At 39.9% G+C, this 26,264-nt stretch carries 24 protein-coding genes; 15 read left to right on the forward strand and 9 right to left on the reverse strand.

Annotated features, from left to right (window positions below; all coding sequences use genetic code 11):
• Positions 1-5 precede the first annotated feature (5 nt).
• The 6 genes from ACHUE3_RS01950 (at position 6) to ACHUE3_RS01975 (ending at position 6,404) form a co-directional block, all read left to right on the forward strand.
• Complete coding sequence (locus ACHUE3_RS01950) at positions 6-1,061, forward strand: sugar phosphate isomerase/epimerase family protein (RefSeq protein WP_394189637.1); 1,056 nt, start codon at positions 6-8, stop codon at positions 1,059-1,061.
• 13 nt (positions 1,062-1,074) lie between these two features.
• Positions 1,075-2,292: an MFS transporter gene (locus ACHUE3_RS01955; RefSeq protein ID WP_394189639.1), complete on the forward strand. Its 1,218-nt coding sequence runs from the start codon at positions 1,075-1,077 to the stop codon at positions 2,290-2,292.
• A gap of 36 nt (positions 2,293-2,328) precedes the next feature.
• Positions 2,329-3,021 (forward strand): 3-keto-disaccharide hydrolase, encoded by a 693-nt coding sequence (locus ACHUE3_RS01960; RefSeq protein ID WP_394189641.1) that lies wholly within the window; start codon positions 2,329-2,331, stop codon positions 3,019-3,021.
• A gap of 2 nt (positions 3,022-3,023) precedes the next feature.
• On the forward strand, positions 3,024-4,703 hold the full coding sequence (locus tag ACHUE3_RS01965; protein WP_394189643.1) for a GMC family oxidoreductase: 1,680 nt from the start codon (positions 3,024-3,026) through the stop codon (positions 4,701-4,703).
• A gap of 1 nt (position 4,704) precedes the next feature.
• Positions 4,705-5,454 carry a gluconate 2-dehydrogenase subunit 3 family protein gene (locus ACHUE3_RS01970; RefSeq protein WP_394189645.1) on the forward strand — a complete coding sequence of 250 codons (750 nt, stop codon included), beginning with the start codon at positions 4,705-4,707 and terminating at the stop codon, positions 5,452-5,454.
• A 77-nt stretch (positions 5,455-5,531) separates the two neighbouring features.
• A complete protein-coding gene (locus ACHUE3_RS01975) occupies positions 5,532-6,404 on the forward strand; it encodes a sugar phosphate isomerase/epimerase family protein (protein WP_394189647.1) in 873 nt (290 codons plus the stop codon).
• 43 nt (positions 6,405-6,447) lie between these two features.
• Here ACHUE3_RS01975 and rnd read toward each other — a convergent pair whose 3' ends face one another.
• The 3 genes from rnd to ACHUE3_RS01990 form a co-directional block, all read right to left on the reverse strand.
• Positions 6,448-7,578: a ribonuclease D gene (gene rnd / locus ACHUE3_RS01980; protein ID WP_394189649.1), complete on the reverse strand. Its 1,131-nt coding sequence runs from the start codon at positions 7,576-7,578 to the stop codon at positions 6,448-6,450.
• Positions 7,579-7,628: 50 nt separating this feature from the next.
• Positions 7,629-9,281 carry a long-chain-fatty-acid--CoA ligase FadD gene (fadD, locus tag ACHUE3_RS01985; RefSeq protein WP_394189651.1) on the reverse strand — a complete coding sequence of 551 codons (1,653 nt, stop codon included), beginning with the start codon at positions 9,279-9,281 and terminating at the stop codon, positions 7,629-7,631.
• A 120-nt stretch (positions 9,282-9,401) separates the two neighbouring features.
• Positions 9,402-10,253 (reverse strand): alpha/beta fold hydrolase, encoded by an 852-nt coding sequence (locus ACHUE3_RS01990; protein ID WP_394189653.1) that lies wholly within the window; start codon positions 10,251-10,253, stop codon positions 9,402-9,404.
• A gap of 100 nt (positions 10,254-10,353) precedes the next feature.
• Between ACHUE3_RS01990 and ACHUE3_RS01995 the strand changes: the two genes are divergently transcribed.
• Positions 10,354-11,643: an alkaline phosphatase gene (locus tag ACHUE3_RS01995; RefSeq protein WP_394189655.1), complete on the forward strand. Its 1,290-nt coding sequence runs from the start codon at positions 10,354-10,356 to the stop codon at positions 11,641-11,643.
• On the opposite strand, the gene ACHUE3_RS02000 is transcribed toward ACHUE3_RS01995, so the two are convergent.
• From ACHUE3_RS02000 to ACHUE3_RS02025, 6 genes are all read right to left on the reverse strand, one after another.
• Entirely contained in the window at positions 11,640-13,661 is a 2,022-nt protein-coding gene (locus ACHUE3_RS02000) for an EAL domain-containing protein (protein WP_394189657.1), read from the reverse strand. The two genes, ACHUE3_RS01995 and ACHUE3_RS02000, sit on opposite strands and share 4 nt — an antisense overlap.
• A gap of 183 nt (positions 13,662-13,844) precedes the next feature.
• Positions 13,845-14,177 carry a hypothetical protein gene (locus ACHUE3_RS02005; RefSeq protein ID WP_394189659.1) on the reverse strand — a complete coding sequence of 111 codons (333 nt, stop codon included), beginning with the start codon at positions 14,175-14,177 and terminating at the stop codon, positions 13,845-13,847.
• 491 nt (positions 14,178-14,668) lie between these two features.
• On the reverse strand, positions 14,669-15,379 hold the full coding sequence (gene tsaB / locus ACHUE3_RS02010) for a tRNA (adenosine(37)-N6)-threonylcarbamoyltransferase complex dimerization subunit type 1 TsaB (protein ID WP_394189661.1): 711 nt from the start codon (positions 15,377-15,379) through the stop codon (positions 14,669-14,671).
• Between the two features lie 12 nt (positions 15,380-15,391).
• Positions 15,392-17,218, reverse strand: coding sequence for an ATP-dependent DNA helicase (locus ACHUE3_RS02015; protein ID WP_394189663.1), 1,827 nt, complete (start codon positions 17,216-17,218; stop codon positions 15,392-15,394).
• A 309-nt stretch (positions 17,219-17,527) separates the two neighbouring features.
• Positions 17,528-18,496 (reverse strand): sensor domain-containing diguanylate cyclase, encoded by a 969-nt coding sequence (locus tag ACHUE3_RS02020; RefSeq protein ID WP_394189665.1) that lies wholly within the window; start codon positions 18,494-18,496, stop codon positions 17,528-17,530.
• Between the two features lie 85 nt (positions 18,497-18,581).
• Positions 18,582-18,815 (reverse strand): hypothetical protein, encoded by a 234-nt coding sequence (locus ACHUE3_RS02025; RefSeq protein WP_394189667.1) that lies wholly within the window; start codon positions 18,813-18,815, stop codon positions 18,582-18,584.
• Between the two features lie 367 nt (positions 18,816-19,182).
• On the opposite strand from ACHUE3_RS02025, the gene hisG reads away from it, so the two are divergent.
• The 8 genes from hisG to hisIE are packed head-to-tail and all read left to right on the forward strand — an operon-like array spanning position 19,183 to position 26,256.
• Positions 19,183-20,082, forward strand: a complete 900-nt coding sequence (hisG, locus tag ACHUE3_RS02030) for an ATP phosphoribosyltransferase (protein ID WP_058559343.1) — start codon at positions 19,183-19,185, stop codon at positions 20,080-20,082.
• 4 nt (positions 20,083-20,086) lie between these two features.
• Positions 20,087-21,394, forward strand: coding sequence for a histidinol dehydrogenase (gene hisD, locus ACHUE3_RS02035; RefSeq protein ID WP_394189670.1), 1,308 nt, complete (start codon positions 20,087-20,089; stop codon positions 21,392-21,394).
• Positions 21,391-22,476 carry a histidinol-phosphate transaminase gene (gene hisC, locus ACHUE3_RS02040; protein ID WP_394189672.1) on the forward strand — a complete coding sequence of 362 codons (1,086 nt, stop codon included), beginning with the start codon at positions 21,391-21,393 and terminating at the stop codon, positions 22,474-22,476. Before hisD ends, hisC begins: the two co-directional genes overlap by 4 nt.
• Positions 22,473-23,534: a bifunctional histidinol-phosphatase/imidazoleglycerol-phosphate dehydratase HisB gene (gene hisB / locus ACHUE3_RS02045; RefSeq protein ID WP_394189674.1), complete on the forward strand. Its 1,062-nt coding sequence runs from the start codon at positions 22,473-22,475 to the stop codon at positions 23,532-23,534. The genes hisC and hisB overlap by 4 nt, the downstream gene beginning before the upstream one ends.
• Positions 23,531-24,121: an imidazole glycerol phosphate synthase subunit HisH gene (gene hisH, locus ACHUE3_RS02050; RefSeq protein WP_394189676.1), complete on the forward strand. Its 591-nt coding sequence runs from the start codon at positions 23,531-23,533 to the stop codon at positions 24,119-24,121. The genes hisB and hisH overlap by 4 nt, the downstream gene beginning before the upstream one ends.
• 34 nt (positions 24,122-24,155) lie before the next feature.
• Positions 24,156-24,890, forward strand: a complete 735-nt coding sequence (locus ACHUE3_RS02055) for a 1-(5-phosphoribosyl)-5-[(5-phosphoribosylamino)methylideneamino] imidazole-4-carboxamide isomerase (protein WP_394189678.1) — start codon at positions 24,156-24,158, stop codon at positions 24,888-24,890.
• A complete protein-coding gene (gene hisF, locus ACHUE3_RS02060) occupies positions 24,872-25,651 on the forward strand; it encodes an imidazole glycerol phosphate synthase subunit HisF (RefSeq protein WP_394189680.1) in 780 nt (259 codons plus the stop codon). Before ACHUE3_RS02055 ends, hisF begins: the two co-directional genes overlap by 19 nt.
• Positions 25,642-26,256 carry a bifunctional phosphoribosyl-AMP cyclohydrolase/phosphoribosyl-ATP diphosphatase HisIE gene (hisIE, locus tag ACHUE3_RS02065; protein WP_394189682.1) on the forward strand — a complete coding sequence of 205 codons (615 nt, stop codon included), beginning with the start codon at positions 25,642-25,644 and terminating at the stop codon, positions 26,254-26,256. Before hisF ends, hisIE begins: the two co-directional genes overlap by 10 nt.
• The last annotated feature ends 8 nt before the right edge of the window (positions 26,257-26,264 follow it).

Consider the following 26,264-nt stretch of genomic DNA (forward strand, 5'->3'; position numbering starts at 1 on the left):
AGAGTATGAAAAAAATAAAAGGCCCAGCAATATTTTTAGCGCAATTTATCAGCGATGAAGCACCATTTAATAATTTTAAAGATATTTGCCAATGGGCGGCAGAGCTCGGTTATAAAGCAATTCAACTACCAACATCAGATACTGAGATATTCGATTTAGAAAAAGCGGCTCAAAGCCAAGAATACTGCGATGAAGTGACTAGCATTGCTAAACAAGCAGGGCTTACAATCAGCGAGTTATCAACGCATTTACAAGGGCAGTTAGTTGCTGTGCACCCTGCTTATGATGAAATGTTTGATAATTTTGCCCCAGAAGCGTTACGTGGTAACCCAACACAAAGAACTGAATGGGCAATTAAACAATTAATGTTTGCTGCCAAAGCAAGTAAAAATTTAGGACTTAAAACCCATGTCACATTTTCGGGTGCGCTACTTTGGCATACCTTCTACCCTTGGCCGCAACGACCACAAGGCTTAGTTGAAGAAGGCTTTAACGAGCTTGCTAAACGCTGGCTACCGATACTAGATTACTTTGACGAAATGGGAATAGATGTTTGCTATGAATTACACCCAGGCGAAGACTTGCATGATGGTATTACATTTGAGCGTTTTTTAGCTGCAACAGGTAATCATCCAAGGGTAAATATTCTTTACGATCCAAGTCATCTAGTATTGCAGCAACTTGATTATCTTGCATTTATTGATATTTACCACGAGCGAATAAAAGCTTTTCACGTGAAGGATGCAGAGTTTAATCAAAGCGGCCGCAGTGGTGTTTATGGTGGCTATCAAGATTGGCAAGATCGACCGGGCAGATTTCGCTCGCTCGGTGATGGTCAAATAGATTTTAAATCAATATTCAGTAAATTAACCCAATATGGATTTGAAGGCTGGGCTGTTTTGGAATGGGAATGTTGCATTAAAGATTCTGAACAAGGGGCCAAAGAAGGCGCACCGTTTATTGAACAGCACATAATTACTCCTGCCAGCAAAGCGTTTGATGATTTTAGTGCAATGAATACCAATCCCCAACGTAATAAGCGGATATTGGGTATCAACTAGATAGGACTACACAATGAATAACAATAATAATCACAGCCTCATTTTTCGACTATGTTGTATCGCGTTAATAGTCACCTCAATGACATTCGCGATTCGTGCCGGTATTCTAGGTCAACTTGGTGAACAGTTTGGCTTAACGAGCACCCAACTTGGTTGGGTCAATGCAATGGCCTTTTTAGGGTTTCCGATAGCGACTATGCTTGGCGGTATTATCTATAACGCCATTGGCGCTAAAAAATTAGTCGCACTCGCGTTTGTTTGTCATTTATTTGGCCTGTTACTAACAATCTCAGCAGATGGTTTTTGGGCATTACTTATCTCAACATTTTTAATCGGTTTTGCTAATGGCTCTGTCGAAGCCGGCTGTAATCCGCTTATTGCGCAAATGTATCCAAATAACAAAACAACGATGTTGAACCGATTCCATGTTTGGTTTCCCGGCGGTATAGTTATAGGCGCATTAGCTTCAAGTGCAATGACAGCATCAGGCTTTAACTGGCAATGGCAAGTCGCTTTGATATTAATTCCTACCGCTATTTATGGCGCGATGATGCTTACAGCGCAATTTCCTAAATTTGATGCACAGCAAAACTCCACCAGCAGTAATGTGAGAAACCTCGTTTCACCTTTGTATATATTTTTAATCATTTGTATGACGATAACTGCGGTAACAGAGTTTGGCACTCAGCAATGGATTGAACAAATATTAGGGTCTTCAGGCGCATCCCCAATGGTCATTTTAGCGCTTATTACTGGCCTTATGGCACTGGGTCGTTATTTTGCAGGTCCAATTGTTCATCGCTTTAGTCCATCTGGCGTGCTTCTAGGCTCAGCGGTATTTTCAACAATCGGCATTTTTTTAATGAGCCAAGCTCAAGGAAGTGCAATTTATTTTGCCGCAGCGCTATTCGCCATTGGTGTAACGTATTTCTGGCCGACCATGATTGGCTGTGTTGCCGAATATACACCTAAAACCGGCGCATTAGGTATGTCGTTAATTGGTGGTGCAGGCATGTTTGCAATGAGCCTATGGAATCCAGTGATAGGTTATTGGATTGATGATGCCAAACAACAAGCGCAAGCGAGCAATATCTCAATTGAACAAATTGAAATCGTTGCTGGACAAGCTGTTTTACAGAACCTATTAATCTTTCCAATTATATTGATTGTTGTATTTTTTGGTTTTCACTTATTTATAACAAAACAAAAAAATGTAGAAAAATGCGTTTAATAGCAATAAGTAGCACACAAAATAAAGGGGTAATATATGCTTAAATCAATTTCGATTATGTCACTTGCACTGCTCTTCAGTAGCAGTGTAATTGCACAGACTCAAGATAATGAATTAACAAAAGAAGAACGCGCCACAGGCTGGCATTTACTATTCAATGGCAAAGATATGTCTCATTGGCGTAACTTTAAAAGTGATAAACTTAGCTCTAAATGGAAGATAGACGATAATGCAATGTTACTTACTAAAGGTGGCGGTGACATTTTAACAAAAAAAATCTATAAGAATTTTGACCTAAAACTCGATTGGAAAATTAGTGAAGTTGGCAATAGTGGTATTTTTGTCCTTGCTGATGAACTAGGAAGTTATATTTACTCTCACGCCCCAGAAATTCAAATAATTGATAATGAACGCCATGCGGATACCGAAATAGATTCGCATTTAGCGGGGTCAATTTATGATTTACTTTCAGCACCGACTGCTTCACATAAACCAGCGATGCAATGGAATACAGTACGTATAAAAATGCTCAATAACCACTTACAAGTTTGGCAGAACGGCGTGAGTACCGTCAGTATGGTGATAGGCAGTAGCCCTTGGAACACATTAGTAAACAACAGTAAATTTGCTACATGGTCTAACTTTGCAACCTCAAAACAAGGCCATATTGGCTTGCAAGATCATGGTGACAAAGTCTGGTTCAAAAATATAAAAATTAAGGAGCTATAACGATGACAAAATTCAACCATAAAGTGCTCGTTGTTGGCTCTGGTGCCGGCGGTGCAATGGCCGCATATACCTTAACTAAACTTGGTCACAAAGTTTTGTTACTGGAAGCCGGTCGTGATTACGACCCTAAAACAGAAAGCCCGATGTTTCGCCGAAACAGTGAGGCTCCGTTAATGGGCGCTGGTAATAAAGATAAAAACTTTGGCTTTTATGATGCAACCGTTGATGGTGGCTGGCAAGTACCTGATGAACCTTATACAAATGCCAAAGGCACTGACTTTTATTGGTGGCGTGCACGCATGCTTGGTGGCCGAACAAACCACTGGGGCCGTTATTCGTTGCGTTTTAGTGAGCACGACTTCAAAGGAAAAAGCCAAGACGGAAACGGTGCAGACTGGCCGTTTAGCTACGAAGATATAGCACCATGGTATGACAAAACTGAAGAGTTAGTGGGCATTTGTGGTACAAACACAGGTCTTGATGATATGCCACCATCGGCACCAGGTGTATTGCAGCCACCACCAACACCCAGAATTCCTGAGTTATTGATTGCAGCATCAGCGAAAAAGCTTGGGATCCCAGCAGTCCCGATGCATAGAGCAGTATTAACGCGCCCTAAAGATGACCGCTTGGCGTGTTTTTATGCAACACCTTGTGGTTCTGGTTGTTCTATTGGTGCTGCATTTCAAACAACTACGTCTCTTCTACCAATGGCCAAAGCAACTGGTAACTTAGAAATTATAACTGATGCTATGGTTAAGTCTGTTGCAGTGAATGATGATGGTAAAGTGACTGGTGTAACTTATGTTGATAAAAAGTCAGTCACTGAACAATCACTAAATGCTGATATTGTTATACTTGCTGCAAGTGCCTGCGAATCAGCGCGTATTCTACTGAACTCAAAACACAAAAAGCACCCTAAAGGCCTTGCTAACTCGAGTGGTCAAATCGGTAAAAACTTGATGGACTCGACGGGTGCATGGTTAGGTGCTCAAATCCCAGCTTTAAAAGGCCGACCTCGTTATAACGAAGATGGACATACAGGTAACCACTTATTTATTCCTTGGTGGGGCCATAAAGCCCAGTCAAAAGGTGAACTTGATTTCCCTCGAGGCTATCACTTTGAAATAAGCAGTGGTTTCAACCAGCCAGGTTCAGGTGTTTCAGGTGATAAACGGGGTCTTGGTGTAGAACTTAAACAGCAAGTACGTGATGCTTATGGTTCATATGTAGGCCTAGCACTGCGCGGTGAAATGCTACCAAACGATGACTCTTTCATGGAAATTGATGAAAATAAAAAAGATAAATGGGGTATTCCAGTTTCTAAATTTCATTTTAAATGGTCTGATAGAGAGCTCAAACAGATTGAGCACGGTTTAAAAACAGCAAAGCAAATCCTCGAAAACATGGGTGCTAAAGTTGGTAAATTACCCCCTGCTGAAAAAGCAATTTCAAAAGGAGGTGAAATAATTCACGAAGTTGGTACAACCCGTATGGGCAGCTCACCTAAAGAGTCGGTCACTAATCAATGGGGACAAACTTGGGATTGTGACAACTTATTTGTAATGGATGCAGGTACCTTTGCTTCTAACCCACACAAAAACTGTACGCTAACAATTATGACTTTAGCCATGCGCAACTCAACTTGGATCTCCAAACAAATAGAACAAGGAGTACTTTGATATGCATAATGATGATCGTGTTGACTCTTACAAATATATTTCCGGAATGACACGCCGAGAATCACTTAAATGGCTTGGATTATTAGCTGCGGGCTCAGCAGTGTCGCTCTCAGCTGGTTGCAGTAAAGCACTTGAAGAAAGTATCAGTACAAAAGGTCATTGGCCTACTATAGATATAAAGCCTATCACTGCGAAAGGCTATGGCACTGATCCTAATTTAGTTATACCACCTGAATCACCTTGGCCGCTCACATTATCGCAAGAACAACTATCGCTAGTAGCAGTTTTATCAGATTATATTGTACCTAGGGAAGGTGATAACCCAAGTGCAACCGAGGTAAATGTTCCCAGTGTTATCGATGAGTGGGTCAGCTCACCCTATAACGGCCAACAAAAAGATCGCGTCACTATTCTACATGGCCTCGCTTGGATTGATGATGAATCAGTTATGCGATTTAAAACCAAATTTGTTGCGCTAAACCGTGAAAAGCAAACAGCAATATTGAATGATATTGCGTATTTCGATGACACTACGCCAGAGCAGTTTCAGCAAATTGGCAATGCATTTTTACGTTTAAAGAATCTCGTTCTTGGCGCTTATTTTTGCTCACCACAAGGATGTAAAGACATTGGTTACTTAGGTAATGTGCCTATAGCTGGTGATTACCCTGGCCCTACAGATGAAGCAAAGCAGCATCTTGATAGCGTGTTGAGTGAACTTGGTTTAAGCCAATATGCTTACACTGACTAATCAGTAATCTAAGTCCCATTTTTCTAAGCCCAGTCCAAGCAGGGATTTATTCCCTGCTTATATTTAGGTGTAATCTTATGTTCAAATCCTCTCATTCCTTCTTAATTAATTCTGTTGTGAGCATTTTAATCATGCTTATGCTGCTCCCTTTCACAAGTAACGCAAGTACGTTCGAGCCACCTAAGGTAAGCGTGCAATTATGGTCCGTTAAAGATGATTTAAAGGCTGATTTTAATGCAACCATCACAGCACTTGCTGATATGGGTTTTGAAGGACTTGAGTTTGCAGGTGATTTTGGTCCCTATGCAGATAATCCAAGCGCATTAAGAAACAAACTAAATGATTTAAACTTAGTTGCCAGTAGTGCACATATTGGCTTTGATAAGCTTTCTGACACTCACTTAATGGGTACTTTATTATTTTATAAGACACTCGGCGTGACTAATTTGTTCGTGCCGTGGGATGAGCGAGCATGGGACCCCAAAGGTATAATGCCATTGGCAAAACAACTAAAAGAACTTAATGAAGTTGCACAAAAATATGATATGCATATTGGTTTTCACAATCACAACAAAGAGTTTGAACAATTTAATAATGAAACTTATTGGGATGCCTTAGCCAGCAATACTCCAAATAACTTGCCACTGCAACTTGATATAGGTTGGCTACATTATGCAGGTAAAGAGCCTATGCATTTTATACAGAAATACGCTGGTAGGACTTACGCAGCGCATTTAAAAGTACGCACCCGCAAAGAAGACGGCTTAAACCCTATATTTGGTGAAAACAACTATCCATGGAAAAAAATAATCAATTCTCTTATTACCGATGGAGGCACAAAATGGTTGGTAATAGAACAAGAGGAGTTTCCAGTGGGTATGACTCCATTACAAAGCGTTGCTAAATCAAAAGCAAACTTAGATAAAGTTTTAAAAGCCATGCAAAACTAAACTATTGGAACTCGTTTAATGTAAAACGAGTTCCTCAGTCTATTTAGACATCCCATTCTTTGAGGGCATCTTTAAGATATTCATAACGCCAAGAATTGAGTAAATCAGGCTTTAAATGGGTTTTACGTTGTTCCGGTGTGAGCTTCCAGTTCCAACTGATAAGCTGGTTTATTTGCTTTTTAGATGCCATTACATCCTCAGGAATGCCCTGCTCTTTTGCAACTTTAGTAATTGTTTGTTTAATATCTTTTGCTGCTTTTTTATATGTAGGAAAGTCGATTAATCGCTTTAATTGCTCAGGGTAATCAGACACAGGTACTACTTTTGCCTTTTCTATACACTTTAAAACTTCTACCCCAGAGCGATTCACCTCAATATTCTCTACTTCTGGAATATTGCGAAGGCCGTTGAGACTAGTGGGTTTGCGTTTAGCAATCTCAACAAGGTTATGCTCTTTAAGCACAAAGTTTAGTGCAAGGTTTTTGCGTATTGCTTTGTTCTTTCGCCAAGCAGCAAGCTCTTTTAAAACAACAAGTTCAGAAGGCTTTAACTGCCATGCATTTTTAATATCTTTATATAATAACTCATCTGGAGTTTGATAAGCGCGCTTTTGAGCAACCAAATTACTTTCATTTATCACTAACTCAAAATAGTTTGCAGCATTGATCTGCTCAATGATGATGTCAAAACACGGTAATAAATGAAACACATCAGCGGCTGCATAATCAAGCTGACTATTTGTTAGCGGGCGTTGCAACCAGTTGGTTCTTGATTCACTTTTATCAATTTCAATATTAAGTAATGACTTAACCATATGGGCAAACCCCATACAATTTCCATGACCTAGTAATTGCAGTGCAAATTGAGTATCAAATAAAGGAGATGGAACAAACCCTGCGTACTTTTGAAATACTTCAATGTCTTCTGATGGTGAATGAAGTATTTTTAGTACACTTTCATCACGCAAGATTTCCCAAAAATCAAATAATGATAACTCGGATAGGGGATCAATAAGCGCTAAATGCTCACCATCATAGACTTGAATAAGCGCTACTTCAGGATACAAAGTACGTCTGCGCATAAACTCTGTATCAATTGCCAGTAACGGTTTATTGCGAATTTGCTCAACAAACGTGTTTAATTGAATTTGTGTTTGAATCAATTGGTATTGCACTTGTGCTCCTACAATAAAAAAACCGGCAATTGCCGGTTTTTTTATAGTTGCTAATCTTTTAAAGCTCTTCTGAGTATTTTGCCAACATTTGTTTTTGGCAGCTCATCCTTAAACTCAACGAGTTTTGGAACTTTGTAATTAGTTAAATTATCACGACAGTGCTTTATTATATCTTTTTCAGTTAAAGATGGGTCTTTTTTAACAATAAAAACTTTAACTTGTTCACCACTAACGTCGTGAGGGATACCAATCGCAGCGCATTCAAGAACGCCATCATGCATTGCCACAACTTCTTCTATCTCATTTGGGAAAACATTAAAGCCAGACACTATAATCATGTCTTTTTTACGGTCAACGATGTAGAAAAAACCTTCATCGTCATATGTTGCAATATCACCAGTTGCAAACCAGCCATCTTTTAAACACTCAGATGTCGCATCCGAACGATTATAATAACCTAACATGACCTGTGGGCCTTTAACCCATAACTCACCTGGCTCACCTTTCGCTGCTTCTTGGCCATTGTCTAAAATAAGCTTTAACTCAGTACTTGGTGCAGGTAATCCAATAGATCCATTGTAAGCATCTAAGTCATAAGGGCTAATTGTTACAAGTGGTGCACATTCAGTTAGGCCATAGCCTTCCATAAGCTTAGAGTGTGTTACTTTTTGCCATTTTTCAGCTACAGGTCGCTGAACAGCCATACCGCCACCTAAAGACATTTTAAGATGACTAAAATCTAAATCTGAGAAACCCGGCGTATTTAGCAAACCATTAAATAATGTGTTAACACCAGTAATAGCTGTAAATTTATGCTGGCTAAGTTCTTTCACAAAACCTGGCATATCACGTGGGTTGGTGATCAGTAGGTTTAATCCGCCATATTTCATGAACGTTAAACAGTTAGCTGTAAGGGCGAAGATATGATAAAGCGGTAAAGCCGTAACAACTACTTCTTTGCCACGCTCCAGCACGTTGTCTAAACAACCTGAAACCTGCTCAAGGTTACCTACCATATTACCATGGCTTAGCATTGCTCCTTTAGATACACCAGTTGTTCCACCTGTGTACTGTAAGAAAGCTAAGTCATTTAAGTTCACATCTGGTTTGATATAGCGGCTTTCATCGCCCTTTAAAACCTCTGAAAACTTAATTGGGTTTGGTAAACTATAAGCTGGAACCATTTTTTTAATATGCTTGACAACTAAATTTACAATGTGCTTTTTAAGGCCACCTACCATATCGCCCACTTGCGTTACGACAATATGCTTTACATTGGTCTTAGATAGCGATTTTTCCAACGTATCTGCAAAGTTCGCAAGTATAAAGATTGCTTCTGATTCTGAGTCATTTAACTGATGTTCAAGTTCTCGCACAGTGTAAAGTGGGTTTACGTTAACAACAACACAGCCCGCGCGTAAGATACCCAAAATCGTGATCGGTGTTTGCAATAGGTTCGGCATCATAACCGCGACCTTAGCACCTTTTTTCAACCCTAAATCATTTTGAATATATGAAGCGACACGTTTTGTGGCGCTGTCCATTTCGTTATAACTTAGTGTTTTACCCATATTAGTAAATGCGGGTAAATCTTTATAATCCGAGAAGCTTTTCTCAAACACTTCTAGTAACGAGTTGTAGTGTTCAGGGTCGATAGTTTCAGGCATACCTTTTGGGTAGCGCTTAAGCCAGATCTTTTCCACTCTTAGCTCCTGTTCTATTTATAATTTATTTTTATTAAACCTTAAACTATGTAAGGCACTTTAACAATCGAGCAAATACTCTAATGAGTAAATAATCCCACATTTGGGGCAGATATACAATTAACATGCACCATTTTGCTGCATAAACTCATGAACTTGCACTAAACACCGCTGTGCGCTTTGCATATGACAGTGATGCCCCCCTTTGACTGAAATTACATTTAAACCTTTGAAATATAATTTATATTTCTCTAAATTATCGCTAACAAAGGAATAACCATCATCACCTATAATGAGTTGACAGGGTACATTTATTTTACTTATTACTGCTATACATTGCTGTTCATCAAATCTAAAACCTGAGTGATTTTTAAGCTTAGGATCCGTTGTTAACATAAACCCCTGAGTTGTACCTGTCAGGTTTCTGTTCATTAAAAGAGCAATTTCTTTATGCGGTAAGTCGCTCGACACCGCACGCGCTTTAAATACTTGTTCTTTTGATTTATATACGCGTTGCGTTCTGCCTTTAACCTCATAACGCTTTAGAATCGCTTGCCTAAGCTGCTTTACAACATCGTCACTTGGCGTTGTAATAACTCCAACCCCTTCTATCATAGTGACTGACTTGACCTTTTCTGCAAAACAGCTTGCGAATAAGCCAGCAACCATAGCGCCCATAGAGTGACCAACCAAATGGACTTTTTCTGCACCAATTTGGTTAATCAAATTATAAACATCGTCAACGTAGTCTACAAAATAGTAATGTGCGTCTTCACTTCGCCAATCCGATAACCCATGTCCGGGAAAGTCGATGCAATACCATTTTTCATTTAAATTTCCGTTTTCAAGCATTGGAATAAAACTGTGACAATTGTCCAACCAACCGTGCAATGCAATGACGACTTCATTCCCATCGCCAAAGGTTAGGCCACGAAGTGCTAATTTGCCACTTTGAATTGAAAAAGGTTGCACTAAGTTACTCCTCTTTAATTTAAGTCTGTTCAACGAAAAAGACGTTTATTTATAATACAGTAGGTATACAATAACAACACATAATGGATAGGGTACAAAAATGAAAAAACAATTAAGCCTATTGGCGTTAATGTGTTCAAGCGCAGTTTATGCTGAACAAACTCCTAAAAACATAATATATATGATTGGTGATGGTATGGGCCCAGCCTATACAACAGCATACCGATACTATAAAGATGACCCAACTACCAAAGAAGTTGAAAAAACAGTTTTTGATTCAATATTGACGGGCATGGCTCACACTTACCCTGACGATCATACTGTGGTGACAGACAGCGCTGCAAGTGCAACCGCACTGAGTTCTGGTCATAAAAGCTACAATGGCGCTATTGCGGTTGATACAAACAAAAAGCCTGTAAAAACCATGCTCGAAATAGCCAAAGAAAAAGGTATGATCACAGCGTTAGTTGCAACATCACAAATAAACCATGCAACCCCAGCTAGCTTTGCCGCTCACAATGAATCTCGACGCAATTATGATGAAATCGCTAACGACTACATTGATAATAAAATCGCAGGTAAGTTACCTGTTGACCTTATGCTTGGCGGCGGTACAAAATATTTTATCCGTGAGGATCGTGATTTAGTCGCTGAATTTAAAGCTGCTGGCTATCAATACAGTGGCAACTTCAATGAATTAGCAAATATCAAACAAATTCCTGCAATTGGACTCTATGCGCCATCAGGTATGCCTTTCGCTCTTGACGAAAACCCCGCTCGCCTAGCTAAAATGACTAATAAAGCCTTAAATTTACTCGACAATACAAAAAGCGACGGCTTTTTTGTAATGATTGAAGGCAGTCAAATTGATTGGTGTGGCCACGCTAACGATATTGCTTGTGCGATGGCTGAAATGGATGATTTTGCGAAATCAATCGAATTAGCTAAAGCTTATATTGATAAAAACCCCAATACACTATTGGTTGTTACAGCTGATCATTCTACTGGCGGCTTAACAATTGGTGCGCATGGTCAGTATAAGTGGGAAACCGATGTAATCAAGGGCGTTAAAGCAACGGCAGGAACATTAACAAAATTACTACTCGACGCTTCAAACCTTCAGCCAGTATGGGAAGAGCATACCGGGATAGCATTCACACCTGAAAACAAAGTCAAATTAGAGCAAGCCAAAAAAATGGGAGAGAAACCATTAAACCTTGCAATTAAAGATATTATTAGCAAAGCAAGCTTTACGGGCTGGACTACTGGCGGTCATACCGCTGTAGATGTACAAATCTTTGCTTATGGCAAAGGTGCGAATGACTTTGTTGGCTCGATGAACAATACAGATATTGCGGATAAACTTATTGGATACATCAACAAAAATTAATTCTTAGGATTTAACAAAGCCATTGCTACATTGAATGGCAATGCTTTGTTATATAAAAAGCCTTGAGCAGAATGTATCCGGGCTTTTTTAACAACTGCTTCATGCATTTGGCTTTCAACTCCTTCAGCAACAACATTAAAGCCAAGCTCTACGCATATCTTAGCTAAATGTTGGTATAACACGACTGATTTTGTATTATCGCCTTCTGGTAATAAGCTTCTGTCTAACTTTATGGTATTAACGTTTAGCTTAGATAAAACAGATAAACATGAATAACCCGTGCCAAAATCATCCATTGCACATTTTATATGATGTTTATTTAAATAATTAACAAGCTTAACGGTCGCTTCAAAGTCTTCTATGTAACTTGATTCGAGTATTTCCACTTCAACCTGATTTGGATATCTAGCAAACGCATTAACGACACGTTTATAGCCCCCGGCTAACAAGTTTTGTGGGGAGATATTAAAACTAATATTAGGCTTGAACCCTTGAGCTGCAAAGTTACTTAGGTCAACTTCAAGTTGGTCAATCACAAAATCATCAATAATGTACATCAAATTATGTTGTTCTAAAGTTTCTAAAAACCAAGGCCCAGCCACCACACCATCGGATTGAATTAACCTTAGTAACGCTTCAAAACCAACAATCTCTTTGGTTTTTGGGTCTATTTTAGGTTGATAATATAAGGATAAAGCGCCTGAATTAAGCGCATCAGTTACAGCTTTCAAACTGTATTGTTCAAGCTGGTTTAACGAATGCGAACGCGCAAATGATTGCTCTGACTGCCCTTCAATGCTCTCCCCTGCACTGTATCGTTTTACCAACATATCTAATGCTTTCCCTGTAATGTTATGACGTTTATTGGCTAAAACAAACGGATAATAAACAATAGCATTGAGTAAAATTAGCCCAAGTTGCAAAACAACCCCAGTCAAACTATGTGTTGCCATCCATCCACTTAGAATAACAGGTGTAAACCATGGAATTTGCTCACTTGTATTTAATATTAAAAAGCCATTATCAATAAGAACATATGAAATGGCACCATTGAGGATAGGAGTTAGCAAAAATGGCACTAAAAAAAATGGATTAAATACTATAGGAAGTGCATAAATCATTACCTCACTAATATTAAAAACAGCAAGAGGCATAGAAATACGGGCTATACTGCGTTCATGCTCTGCATTTTTGATCATAAAGCATGCGATAATTAATCCCCAAAGACACCCAGTTCCACCCAATAAAATAAAAGTGCTAAAAAAATTGTAACTACTTAACCCTTCAAATACATCATACTCGGTATATGTAATCGGCGTTAAAATATGGTAAGCATTGTCACCATGGATCCCCACAAACCATAGTAGATGAGCGCTAATCATTTGTAAGCTGAGCTTATCCAATATAGAAGGGTTGTGATCTAAATTTATTAAGTAACTAAGAAAGAACTCACCTAAGTTAGTGATAAATGGAATTAGCAGTAGTGTGATAATGCTTACGAGTAAATAAGGAAATATTAAATTTAAGTGCTTCCTTAAAAATAAGCTTATCGTACTAATACCCACAATTTTTAAAGCGCTAAAAGAAGAAAAGTACTTCAGTAAGTAACAACATAAAATAGGCATTAGAATTGAATACAAAACGCCTGAGCGATTATTTACCAATACATTGTCAACATCTGCCGTTATATACCCTGTACTAACCGAAAAACACGTAAGAACTAAAACAGGTGCAGCAATTGTGTGCAGACGTAAATTTTTTGATAAATAGTAACTAAAAGAAATAACCGTGATAACTGGTAATAGGGCCCATATCAGTTGATTGAAATCATTCAAATATGCGTGATCCCCGCCTTTATCAGCTAAGTCAAACCACTGGTTTAGTAGTGTAATTACAGAAGCGACAATAAAAAATGGTATGAGCGCAATATATCCTTCACGCAAAGACAAAATAACAGTGTTTGAAGACACCTTAACTGCGCTTTGATTAAACTGATGAAAAACTTTAGAAAACAGCACGATAAATTCTTATTATTTTTCTTACTACAATACCTATTTCAGGAAAATTAACAAGCTTGAACATCCACATTAAGATGAATTAATTTAACTTTAATTAACTCAACATTTACAAAATTCAAAGTTAGTAGAGTTTGGTTTTTGAGGGAGTATTAATCGGACTGGAAAACAATTCGTGCTTCTAGGCTAGGCGTAAATATCAACACCAATGAGGTTTTGCACCTCGGCACGTCGCTCAAGGTTTGCAAGTTCTGAGTAAGTAGAAATAGCTTTGCTAACTTTTGGAGTTGGTTGATCGTATATAGTTTGCTGATACTCAGCCGAAGCATTCGTACTTTTAGATTGCAGCTGTTGAGCAAGTTCAATACCGGCTTGTGAGGATTTTACAAACTCTGGCTTTTTATCAATTGCAGCAGAATTATCTAATAAACTTTGTGGTTTACTAGCTATATTCTGTTTTGGTGTAATTTTACCTGGTATATCACCTGTAAAAAAACCTGAGCCAATGGGTAAAGTCATAGCGGTTTCTCACTGATACGCATTAAATAATTATGTGTTATATTTTGCATCCTTGCAAGTATATTAAATAACCTGAACTCTGGATAATAAATTTATCTCCAGCGGCTACTTTCAACGCTAACTGCGTTGAATTTACTTGCAATAGACCAGCTATTGACGCGTAAATTCACCTTGTTATCGCTAAAAGTCTCCGGCTGGAGACGAATAAATATATTTGTAATTTAATATCAATACATTAGTATATCTCTTAACCAGAGTTCAGGTTAAATAAACTACTCTTTACAAAAACAACTTAAGTAATTGCAATAAATAATACTAATTCGCTTAATTAAGTAATCTATTTTGAGGGTAGAAAAACGTGTTGATAACAAGGCAGAAAATTCGCTATTTAGTTGTTCTAAATGAAAATTTTTTAACGCAGGTAGCGACACGTTTAGCCCCGCAAAATGATTAAGTATTATTGCGGATTGATATAAACACGAGTATGACTATTATTCTCTACCAGGCAGCTTCTTCCAAGTGACCGTATCTCTTACATACTTAGGCTGTGCTTGAGCTGCTTCAACTGTATTACCTAACTCAAAGTTACCCGTTACTGAGGCTGACATAAATAATGCATCAGGCAGTGTTATTGTTGGATCAATTGTTATATGTGGACAGCTTTTTAATGCATCCGGATATGTTTGCCAACCTGTACCTACTGCAACGCCTTGCTTGCCTTGAAGCACTAATTGCTCAGGTTTTAACACTTGTTCTTCTGCAACGAGTTCCATCGTACCGTTTTCACCTAGTGTATACTCTGCAAAGTAGATTTCACCCATGCGTGCATCAATTGCACTAAAAACTTGGGTTGCGCCTGTTTGTTGATATGCTTGTTGTGCCATCATTTGTAATGTTGAGACGCCTACCAGTGGCAATTTGCAAGCATATGCTAAGCCTTGAGCAATAGCGACACTAATACGAACCCCTGTAAAACTACCAGGCCCTTGACCAAAGCCAATAACATCTAAGTCTTTAAGATTACAATTTGTTTTCGCTAACAATGAGTCTACTAGCGGCAGAATTTTTTGACTATGTTGTTGTGGGCACTCTTCAAAATGATGGAGAACATCACCATTCACATTTAATACTATTGAAAGCGCTTCTGTAGATGCGTCGAGCGCTAAAAAATTGATGGGTGCTGTTTTAGTTGATTTACTCATTTTTTATAATCTCTAATTTATCTGTTCTAAAAATTCACTCGCTTGTTCAATGCTTCGGGTTCGACGCATTGGCGGTAAACTTTTTAAAAATACTTGCCCGTATTGCCGCGTAACTAAACGGTTATCACATATTACTAAAACGCCTTTATCACGATTATCGCGTATTAACCTACCAACACCTTGCTTGAGCGCAATAACCGCTTGTGGTAGCTGAATATAGGCAAATGGGTCGTGTCCTTGCATTTGGGCATCTTGCATTTTTGCTTGAAGTAATGGGTCATCAGGTGCAGCAAAAGGAAGCTTATCAATAATAACACAACTGAGCGTACTACCTCTAACATCTACCCCTTCCCAAAAAGATGCAGTACCGAGTAACACTGCATTGCCGTGTCGGGTAAATTTTTCTAGAATAATACGCTTAGACATTTGCCCTTGCATATAAATGGGATAATCAATTTGCGTGCTTAACCCCTCTGCAACTAAGTGCATCATTCTGTAACTGGTGAACAACACAAAGCATCGGCCTTTTGCTGCCTTTATCAAGTCTAATGTTAATTTAATAATTGCATGAGGCATATTTGCAGCATGCGTTTCTGGTAAGTATCGCGGTAAGCACAGTAAGGCTTGATTCTGATAATCAAATGGACTATCAACCATCATACTTTGCTCAGGTTTTAACCCTAAGCTTGCATTGAAATGATCCAGCTCATTATCAACAGATAAGGTTGCCGAGGTAAACACAAAGCCTGCACCTGTGTCTTGCATCATTTGTGCAAATTTAACTGATACATTGAGCGGTGTGACATGCACAGTTAAATAACGGCGCGTTGTTTCATACCAGTAACTGTAACCCGTTTGGCTTATATCAAAAACTCGCTCAAGCTGGCCTTTAAAAGCAAGTGTACGTTCAAACGGATGCTCAATCTTTTCGCTTCGATCTAAACAATGTTTAAGTACTTGATATAAGAAATCTAAATCACTAATGACTCGGTGTAGTGCTGCGCAAATATCTTTGTCGGCTAGCATTTGGCGCCAATCGCCGCGGCTACCGTCTACACCAAATTGCAATCGAAGATCAGCAACACTAGTCTCTAATTTATTGAGCGTTTTACCTAATTGCAGCATATCTGGTATGTCTGAGCGATATATAGCACGAAGATCAGTGATTAAATCCACCAGCTTTTTAGTACTTACACTTTCACCAAAGTAATCACTCGCAATCTCACTTAATTGATGTGCCTCATCAAAAATATAGGCATCAGCTGTGGGAATAAGCTCAGCGAACCCGGTGTCTTTGACTGCCATATCAGCAAAAAACAAATGATGATTGACTACCACTACATCGGCATCCATAGCTTTTAATCTGGCTTTACGAATATAACACTCTTGAAAGTCTGGGCACTCTTTACCTAAACAGTTATCCGCTGTTGAACTAACATAGGGTAGAACTTTAGCGTCCTCTTCAATACCAATACAATCGGCTAAATCACCAGTATGAGTCTCACTTGCAAACTTTGCCACCATTGCTAATTGGTGCATAACATCTGAGTCATCGGTTGGTACATGTGCAACGTGTTGATTAAGCCTGTAGGAGCACAAATAGTTACTTCGCCCCTTTAATAGAGCCGTTTTTTTAGATGCACTTAGGGCTTTAACTAATTGAGGTAAATCACGATGGTAGAGCTGTTCTTGTAAGGCTTTAGTCCCCGTCGAAATAATTGTTTTACCTTTAGACTTTAATGCTGGTGCTAAATAAGCATAAGTTTTACCGGTACCCGTTCCCGCTTCAACAACTAACTGAGAACGGTTTTTTAATGCCTGACTCACTGCGACAGCCATATCTATTTGAGGTTGACGAGGTGTGTACCCCTCTAAAGATAAAGCTAAAGGACCCGTTGCACTAAAGAGCTGTTTGATAATAACGTCCGCTCGACGAAAAATGATAAACGGATTTTACAAAAGCAATGTGTACAGAGCAAGCGAATACAACTTAAGTAACGCAATAACCTCAAAAGTATGTGTGGTTTATGAAAGGTGTGTAGGTAAAATGCAGTTAAAATCAGCACAACAATGTACTAAATTACATGTCTTAAATTAACTTGAGGTCCTACAAAAAATTAGACAATTATATCTATAAAATTCAAATTATTATACTACATTGCGTTTCGCCATTTTACACACGTACATTTTGCTGTCTGCAGTCTCTAATAATTGGTCAAGTTCAACAGGCGCTGTTGGGTCAAATTCTGCTATACCGTATGAAAAGCCAAGTGTTTCAGTATACGATTGCAAAGTTGGTTCAGTAGCAAAAGCTTCTTCGATTCGAGAGATTAGTAATTGGCATTGTTTATGTGTTACTTGTGTCAACATTATCACAAATTCATCCCCGCCAAAGCGACCATAAAGATCCGATTTACGACAAGATTGGGCGATAATTGATGCAAAAATACGTAGCACTTCATCACCACATGGGTGTCCATATTGATCATTGATGTATTTTAACGAATCTAAATCAATAAATATGGTAATTGCATTAGTTTGTTGGCGAACACATAAATCAAGATAGCGTTCAGCGAGTAACTTGAACCCTCTGCGATTTGGAATGTCTGTGAGCTCATCACGAGTTGCTAAGCGCATTATTGATAATTCTCGTTGTGTAATGAGCGCTAAATCTTTTAATGCTTGTATATCTTTTGCTGAAAATTCGCGAGGCTTTGAATCTATAATACACAAAGTGCCAATACGAATACCATCTGACAACGTAATGGGGTGACCGGCATAAAAACGAATATGAGGGTGACCGGTAACAAGAGGATTATCTGCAAAGCGCGAGTCATTCAATGTGTCATTAACGATAAGTGAACTTTCATCCAGGATTGTATGTCCACAAAATGAAATTTCCCGTGGAGTTTCATTTACATCAAGCCCAATGCACGACTTGAACCATTGTCTTTGTCCATCAACCAGCGTAATTAATGCAATTGGTACATCAAATATGTACTTTGCAAGTCGTGTTACACGGTCAAAACTTTCCTCTGGTAGCGTGTCTAAAAGATTGAGTGATCTCAGCATTGCTAATCTAGCTGTTTCATTTTCTGGGAGCGTGGGCTTTTCCATATAAAACCTTACTATCACATTATTTAAACGGACCTTATAAACATAGCAGACTAATTTTGTGTGTTATCTACTATTTTAAATAAGCTTAAGCCCATGTATCGAGGTGCTTTTGACCATCCTCATCCGTTGTCACAGCAGTTTCCTGCTCTTTAGGCTGATTTTTTTCTAACATTTTTTTTCGTTCATAAGCGGCTTTTTTTCTCTTCTCGAGCTCTATTTGCGATATTTTAGAGTCCTTTAACCCAGCAATGTAAAATGCACCTTTATGCTCAACATCTAAACGAGATATTTTCCCAAGGAAAGGGATCATCATATCCATACGTACCTCCAATCAATACGTTTAGTATCGGCTGTTATACCTTATTCTTTAATTAATTCAAAAAAGACTTGCCAGTGTTTATCAAAATATGTTTTTCTATATATGAAATTTACTTAAACAGATTAACAACTTTTGTTGAATAGTTGTAAAATACAGCTTCAAAATAAAACGAAAGTTTCTAGGATTTTATAATGCGCTTAAACCTGACAACAGTACATCATCACCACCATTCATCGGAATAACCTGTCAGGTCTTTCGCTGAGAGGTTATTCCTAAAAGGAACCTCTGGCGAATCAACATAAAAGATTCATTTTCGCCCTGAGGTTCCCTCGGGGTTTTTAGTTTTTAAATTAAAGGAAAATGAATAATGAGTAACAGCAACCGTCTACGTATCGCCATCCAAAAAGGTGGCCGCCTTTCAAAAGATTGCCAAGACTTACTAAAACAATTAGGTGTTAAACTTAATTTACGTGAGCAACGCTTAATCGCACACTCAACTAATATGCCGATTGACGTACTGCGTGTGCGCGATGACGATATCCCTGGCCTTGTTATGGACGGCGTGTGTGACTTAGGAATCGTAGGCGAAAACGTTTTAGTAGAAGTTCAAGCAGAGCGTGAGCGCCAAGGTGTACCAAGTGAAGTAAATAAACTGTCAAAACTTGATTTTGGTTTTTGTCGTTTAGCCCTAGCATGGCCACAAGAGCTAGGTCCACAAGATAAAAGTTGGTTTGAAGGCAAACGCATTGCCACCACTTACCCAGAAATTCTCACTCAATACCTAAAGCGTGAAGGCATTAACGCAAGCACTGTTATGCTAACAGGTTCGGTTGAAGTAGCCCCTCGTGCAGGCCTTGCTGATGCAATTTGTGATTTAGTATCAACTGGTGCAACTCTAGAAGCAAACGGCTTAATGCAAGGCGACACTATTTTAGAGTCAAACGCATGCTTGATTCAAAATAAAGACCTACAAGATGCTGACAAATTAGCCCTTATTGAAAAGCTAATGCCACGCTTGCGCGGTGTTAAACAAGCTAAAGAAAGCAAATACATCATGCTACACGCACCAAAAGATAAGCTTGATGAGATTTGTGACCTCCTCCCAGGCACTGGCCAACCTACGCTTCTTGCATTAGCAGGTTCTGATGAATATGTAGCACTGCACATGGTGAGCAGCGAAACATTATTTTGGGAAACGATGGAGCAATTAAAAGCGCTAGGCGCAAACTCTATCTTAGTTATGCCAATTGAAAAAATGATGGAGTAACTCAATGCTGCGCTGGAATGAGGTATCCGCAGACAAGCAAGCAGCGGCGCTAATGCGCCCTGCTGTAACTGCGAGTGCGAAAGTAGAAGAAATTTGCCAAACAATTATGGCAAATGTAAAAGAGCAAGGTGACGATGCCTTGCTCGACATGGCAAAAGAATTTGATAATCGCCCTACGCCACGATTATTAGTGCCTGTTGAAGAAATAAATAATGCAGTACAACAACTAAGCCCTGATCTTAGGTATGCCATTGATACAGCGTATGCAAATGTTAAACGCTTTCATCAGGCACAATTGCCAAAAGATATAAAACTAACCACCCAGCCGGGTGTGTTATGCGAGCTTAAATATCAAGCCATTGAAGCGGTGGGTATCTATGTACCAGGTGGCAGCGCGCCATTACCTTCGTCGGTTATTATGCAAGGTGTACTAGCCCAATTAAGTGGCGCTAAAACAATCGTTTTAGCAACACCTGTGCAAGGTGATGCGCAAATCAATCCAGCAATTTTATATGCGGCTAAATTATGCGGAATCAATACAATCGTAGAAAGTGGCGGCGCCGGTGCAATCGCCGCAATGGCTTATGGTACTGGCTCTGTACCAAAGGTAAATAAAATCTTTGGCCCAGGTAATAGTTTTGTCACTATGGCTAAGCAACTAGTAGCACAAACGATACCCGGTATGGCGATAGATATGCCAGCAGGTCCGTCAGAGGTTTTAGTTATCGCTGATGAGCGCGCCAATCCGGATTTTATTGCTGCTGATCTATTATCACAGGCTGAGCATGGTGCTGACTCTCAGGTTATCCTACTAAGCAATAGTGAATTAACCATCGAGCGCACACAACAAGCTATCGAGCGCCAATTAGCTAAACTATCGCGCCAAGATATCGCAGCACAAGCATTGGCCAACTCATCATTAATATTGGTTGATTCAATTGACCAAGCATTCGATGTGTCTGCGCAATATGGCCCTGAACATTTAATTTTGCAATTAGCCGATGCTAACCCTTATTTAGCTAAAGTTAAAAATGCAGGCTCTGTGTTTGTTGGTGATTATACCCCTGAGTCAGCCGGTGATTATGCCTCAGGTACTAATCACGTATTGCCTACTTACGGCTATAGTGCAACCTATTCGAGCTTAAATTTGCTCGACTTTTTCCGCACATATACAGTACAAACCATTACCCAAAATGGCTTAAAAAACTTATCAAAAGCAATTTTACCTCTGGCTGATGCTGAAGGACTCGACGCCCACGCCAATGCCGTAAAGATACGTTTAGAGGCTATTAATAAAGAGAATGAACTATGAGTAATAATGCGTTATTACCCGCCAATATTGATGCATTAGCAGCTTACAGCTCAGCTAAAAGTGAAAAGCTCACAGGCACCACTTGGCTCAATGCTAATGAAAGCCCGTATGTAAAAAACATTGATATTAATATTGATGATTTAAACCGTTACCCAGATCCTCAACCTACTAGCGTGATCAGCCGCTATGCAGAGTATGCACAGCTTAGCCCCGAGCAAGTGTTAATGACCCGCGGCGCAGATGAAGGCATTGAGTTACTGGTACGCACATACTGTGAACCAGCTAAAGACAGCATCGCATTATTTTTACCCACTTACGGTATGTATAAAGTGACCGCTGATACCCACAATGTTGCTATTAATGGCTTAAGCCAAGCACTGCTGTTAGAAGGTTCAGTAAATGACATTGTAAGCGCGGTTGGCGACTCTAAACTGGTGTTTATTTGTAACCCAAATAATCCAACAGGTAGTTTAACCTCGCTTGATAAAATTAAAGCCATTGCAACGGCCCTTGAAGGTAAAGCACTGGTGATTGTTGATGAGGCCTATATTGAATTTTGCCCAGAGCAAAGTGCCAGCAAACTCATCAACGATTACGCAAATGTTGTTGTTCTTCGTACGCTATCTAAAGCATTTGCGTTGGCAGGTTTGCGTACTGGGTTTACGCTTGCACAAGAGTCAGTACTAGCACCTATTCGCAAAGTCATTGCGCCGTATCCTGTATCAACGGTCGTCGCAAGCATTGCAGCTAGTGCTCTAAGCCCTGATGCAATTACCTCAATGCGCCGTCAAGTAAGTATTTTAAATGCCTTAAAAGAAAAACTTAAACAGTGGCTTAATGCCTCACCTGCGGTATTAAACGTACTAAGCGGTGAAGGTAACTTTGTTACCCTAAAGCTTGCCAATAAAAACAGTTTTAATATTGCCCTAGAGCAAGGTTTAGTAATGCGAGCATTTACCTTGTATGGTGAAAACGATTGGCTGCGTATTTCTATCGGCAGTGAGCAAGAGTTAGAACAAGTAAAAATATGGTTAGATGGCCTCAGCCAATCAACCGCGCAAAAAGAGCAGGAAGTATCATGAGTAACCCCTATTTATTTATCGACCGTGACGGCACTATCATTTCAGAGCCTGTTACTGATAAACAAGTCGATAGCCTTGAAAAACTAGAATTTTTACCTAATGTGATCCCTGCCCTTTTGCAGCTGCAAGGTGCGGGTTATCGCTTAGTGATGGTATCAAACCAAGATGGCTTAGGCACAGACAGCTTCCCAACAGCTGACTTTGATATCGCTCAAGATAAAATGATGGATATTTTATCAAGCCAAGGGATTAAGTTTGACGACGTACTAATTTGCCCTCACTTTGATGAGCAAAATTGCGATTGCCGCAAACCTAAAACGGGGCTACTCACCAAACTTATGCGCTCTGGTAAAGTCGATTTAGGTCGCTCTTTTGTGATTGGCGACCGCCAAACAGATATTGGCTTGGCGCAAAACTTATGCTGTGAAGGTATTTTGTATGACGGCGATTGGAACGCTATTGTCACTAAGCTCACTACAGCCGACCGTAAAGGTCGTGTTACCCGCAATACCAAAGAAACGCAAATTGATGTAAAACTCAATTTAGACCAAAGTAAAAATGGTGAGATAAGCACAGGCCTTGGCTTTTTTGATCACATGCTGGATCAAATTCGCACTCATGCAAACATCGGCCTCGATATTCAAGCTAAAGGTGACTTACACATAGATGAGCATCACTTAGTTGAAGACATTGGTATAGCGCTCGGCCTTGCATTAAAAGAAGCACTAGGCACTAAATCGCAAATTGCCCGTTATGGTTTTGCGCTGCCAATGGATGAATGCAAAGCAGAAGCACAGATTGACTTATCAGGGCGTGCCTCATTTGTATTAAATGCCAACTTTAGCCGTGAAAAAGCCGGTGATTTAGACGTACAAATGGTTGAGCACTTCTTTAAAAGTTTAAGTGATAACGCCGCTGTGAGTTTAATCTTATCGGTGAGCGACGGCAACTGCCATCACCAAGTTGAAGGCTTGTTTAAAGCATTCTCACGTGCATTACGTATGGCCATTGCCGCTGATGCAAGCCAACAAACAGCCAGCTCTAAGGGGTGTTTATGATTGCCATCATCAATACCGGTTGTGCCAATATAAACTCAGTACGTTTTGCCTTTGAACGCCTTGGTGAAACACCTGAGGTGATCACTTCCCCTGAGCAACTAAAAAACTTTGAGCGTGCTATTTTACCTGGTGTAGGTCATGCATCCGTTGCCATGAAGCGTTTAGTTGAAGGCGGTTGGCAACAAGCGATTAATGAATACCAACGCCCGCTCATGGGCATTTGTTTAGGCATGCAGTTGTTATGCGACAGCACTGAAGAAGGTAATGTGCAATGTTTAGGTAAAATCCCTGGCCAAGTTAAAGCGCTGGATGTCGGTAATTTAACATCACCACACATGGGCTGGAACAACTTAACGCTTAATCGCGAACATGCATTAACTAAAGGCCTTGATATAAACGACCAAGTGTATTTTGTGCATAGTTTTGCCCACACCGTTAACGACGCGACAATGGTTAGCGGCGAATACGGGCAAACGTTCTCAGCGATTGTAGCTAACGACAACTACGCGGGCATGCAATTTCATCCAGAGCGTAGCGCAAAAGTCGGCACGCGATTATTACAAAACTTTTTAGACTGGCAGCTATAGGCTGCTGGCAAACAAAATTAAAAGAGAATTTAACGTGATTATTCCAGCATTAGATGTATTACAAAATCAAATCGTGCGTTTATATCAAGGTAAATACGATACTGCACAATTTTACCCGTTTGAGCTTGGCGCACGATTACAAGAATATGCACAAAGCGGCGCAGGTAAATTACACCTAGTTGATTTAGAAGGTGCACGCGATCCAAGTAAAAAGCAGTGGCAACATATTCAGGCCGCGACCAAAGCACTGAACGTACCCTATCAAGTGGGCGGCGGTATTCGTACTGAGCAAGACGTCAGTGATTGGCTAAACGCTGGTGCAAATCAGGTTGTCATAGGTTCAATGGCGGTTGAAAAACGCGATGAGGTGAAAGGCTGGATTGAAAAGTTTGGTGCTAAACATTTTGTGATTGCCCTTGATGTCAATAAAACTGACAGCGGCTGGGCGCCTGCGACTCACGGCTGGTTAAGTGAATCAGAATTTGGCTTATTTGAACTCATCGACTTTTATGTTGCCCTTGGCGTGATTGATTTTTTATGTACGGACATCAGTAAAGACGGCACCATGACCGGCCCTTCATTTGCTTTGTACCAAGATTTAGCAAACCACAATAGCGATATAAAAGTACAAGCATCAGGCGGTGTAAGCTCGCTTGATGATATTAAAAAGCTCAAAGAGCTTGGTGTTGGCGGTGTTATTTTAGGTAAGTCACTACTTGATGGTGCATTTAATGTTGAGGAGGCGTTGGCATGTTATCAAAACGCATAATCCCGTGTTTAGATGTAAAAGACGGCCAAGTAGTGAAAGGCGTAAAATTTAAAGGGCACGAAATTGTTGGCGATATTCTCACTCTTGCTCAAGCATACAATGAAGCAGGCGCAGACGAACTGGTTTTTTATGAAATTAGCGCAAGCGTTGAAAAGCGGCTCCTTGATGTAAATTGGGTTGAAAGCATTGCCCGCCACATTGATATTCCATTTTGTGTAGCCGGTGGTATTAAATCTGTTGCTGATGCAGCCCGCGTACTTGAACGTGGCGCCGATAAAATCAGTATCAACAGTCCAGCTATTGCGCGCCCTGAACTTATCAAAGAGTTACACGATGAATTTGGTAAGCAATGCGTTGTTGTTGGCATTGATAGCTTTTATGATGAAGTTACTGGCGAATACTTAGTGTATCAGCTCACGGGCGATCCTAATGCATCAAGCCGCACGCGTTACAAAACCGAGGAATGGGTTAAACGCGTACAAGACTTAGGTGCGGGTGAAATCGTACTCAATTGCATGAACCAAGACGGTGTCCGTAACGGCTACGATAACCAACAGCTATCTCAAATGCGCGCTTTGTGTGATATTCCTCTGATTGCTTCAGGTGGTGCCGGCACCATGCAAGATTTTGTTGATGTATTTCAACAAAGCCAAGTTGATGGCGCACTCGCAGCAAGTGTTTTTCACAAAAATGTGATCAATATTGGCGAATTAAAACAATATTTAATAAATAACCAAGTGGCGGCACGACTATGCAACTAACTAAACAAAACCTGACCCAAGTTGATTTTGCTAAAAGCGAATTGATCCCCGCCATTGTACAAGATGCCCGTACGGGGGTTATATTAATGCAAGGCTTTATGAATCAAGAATCCCTTGAAGTCACTTTTGAAAAACAAAAAGTGACATTCTATTCACGCTCAAAAAACCGTTTATGGACCAAAGGCGAAACCTCTGAAAACTACTTAGAGGTAGTATCGGTACATACCGATTGCGATTACGATTCAATCTTAGTACTTGCAAATCCATTGGGTCCAACCTGTCACTTAGGTACGCAAAGCTGTTTTGGTGATGCTGCAAAACCAAGCCTGAGTTTTTTAGCCCAGCTAGAGCAAGTGATTGTTGAGCGTAAAAACGATGACCCAGCAAAAAGCTACACCGCATCGTTATTTGCCAAAGACTTAAGCCGCAGCTGTCAAAAGGTCGGTGAAGAAGGCGTTGAAGTCGCCCTTGCCGCGATGAAGCACGACAACGATGAACTAACCAACGAATCTGCCGATTTGTTATATCACTTAATCGTGTTACTACAGCGCCAAGGCCTTGAGCTGCAAGATGTTGTCGCATGTTTGCAAGGTCGCCATAAGTAATCAATATA

Source organism: Pseudoalteromonas atlantica, assembly GCF_043641955.1.
Classification (GTDB): Bacteria; Pseudomonadota; Gammaproteobacteria; order Enterobacterales; family Alteromonadaceae; genus Pseudoalteromonas; species Pseudoalteromonas atlantica_A.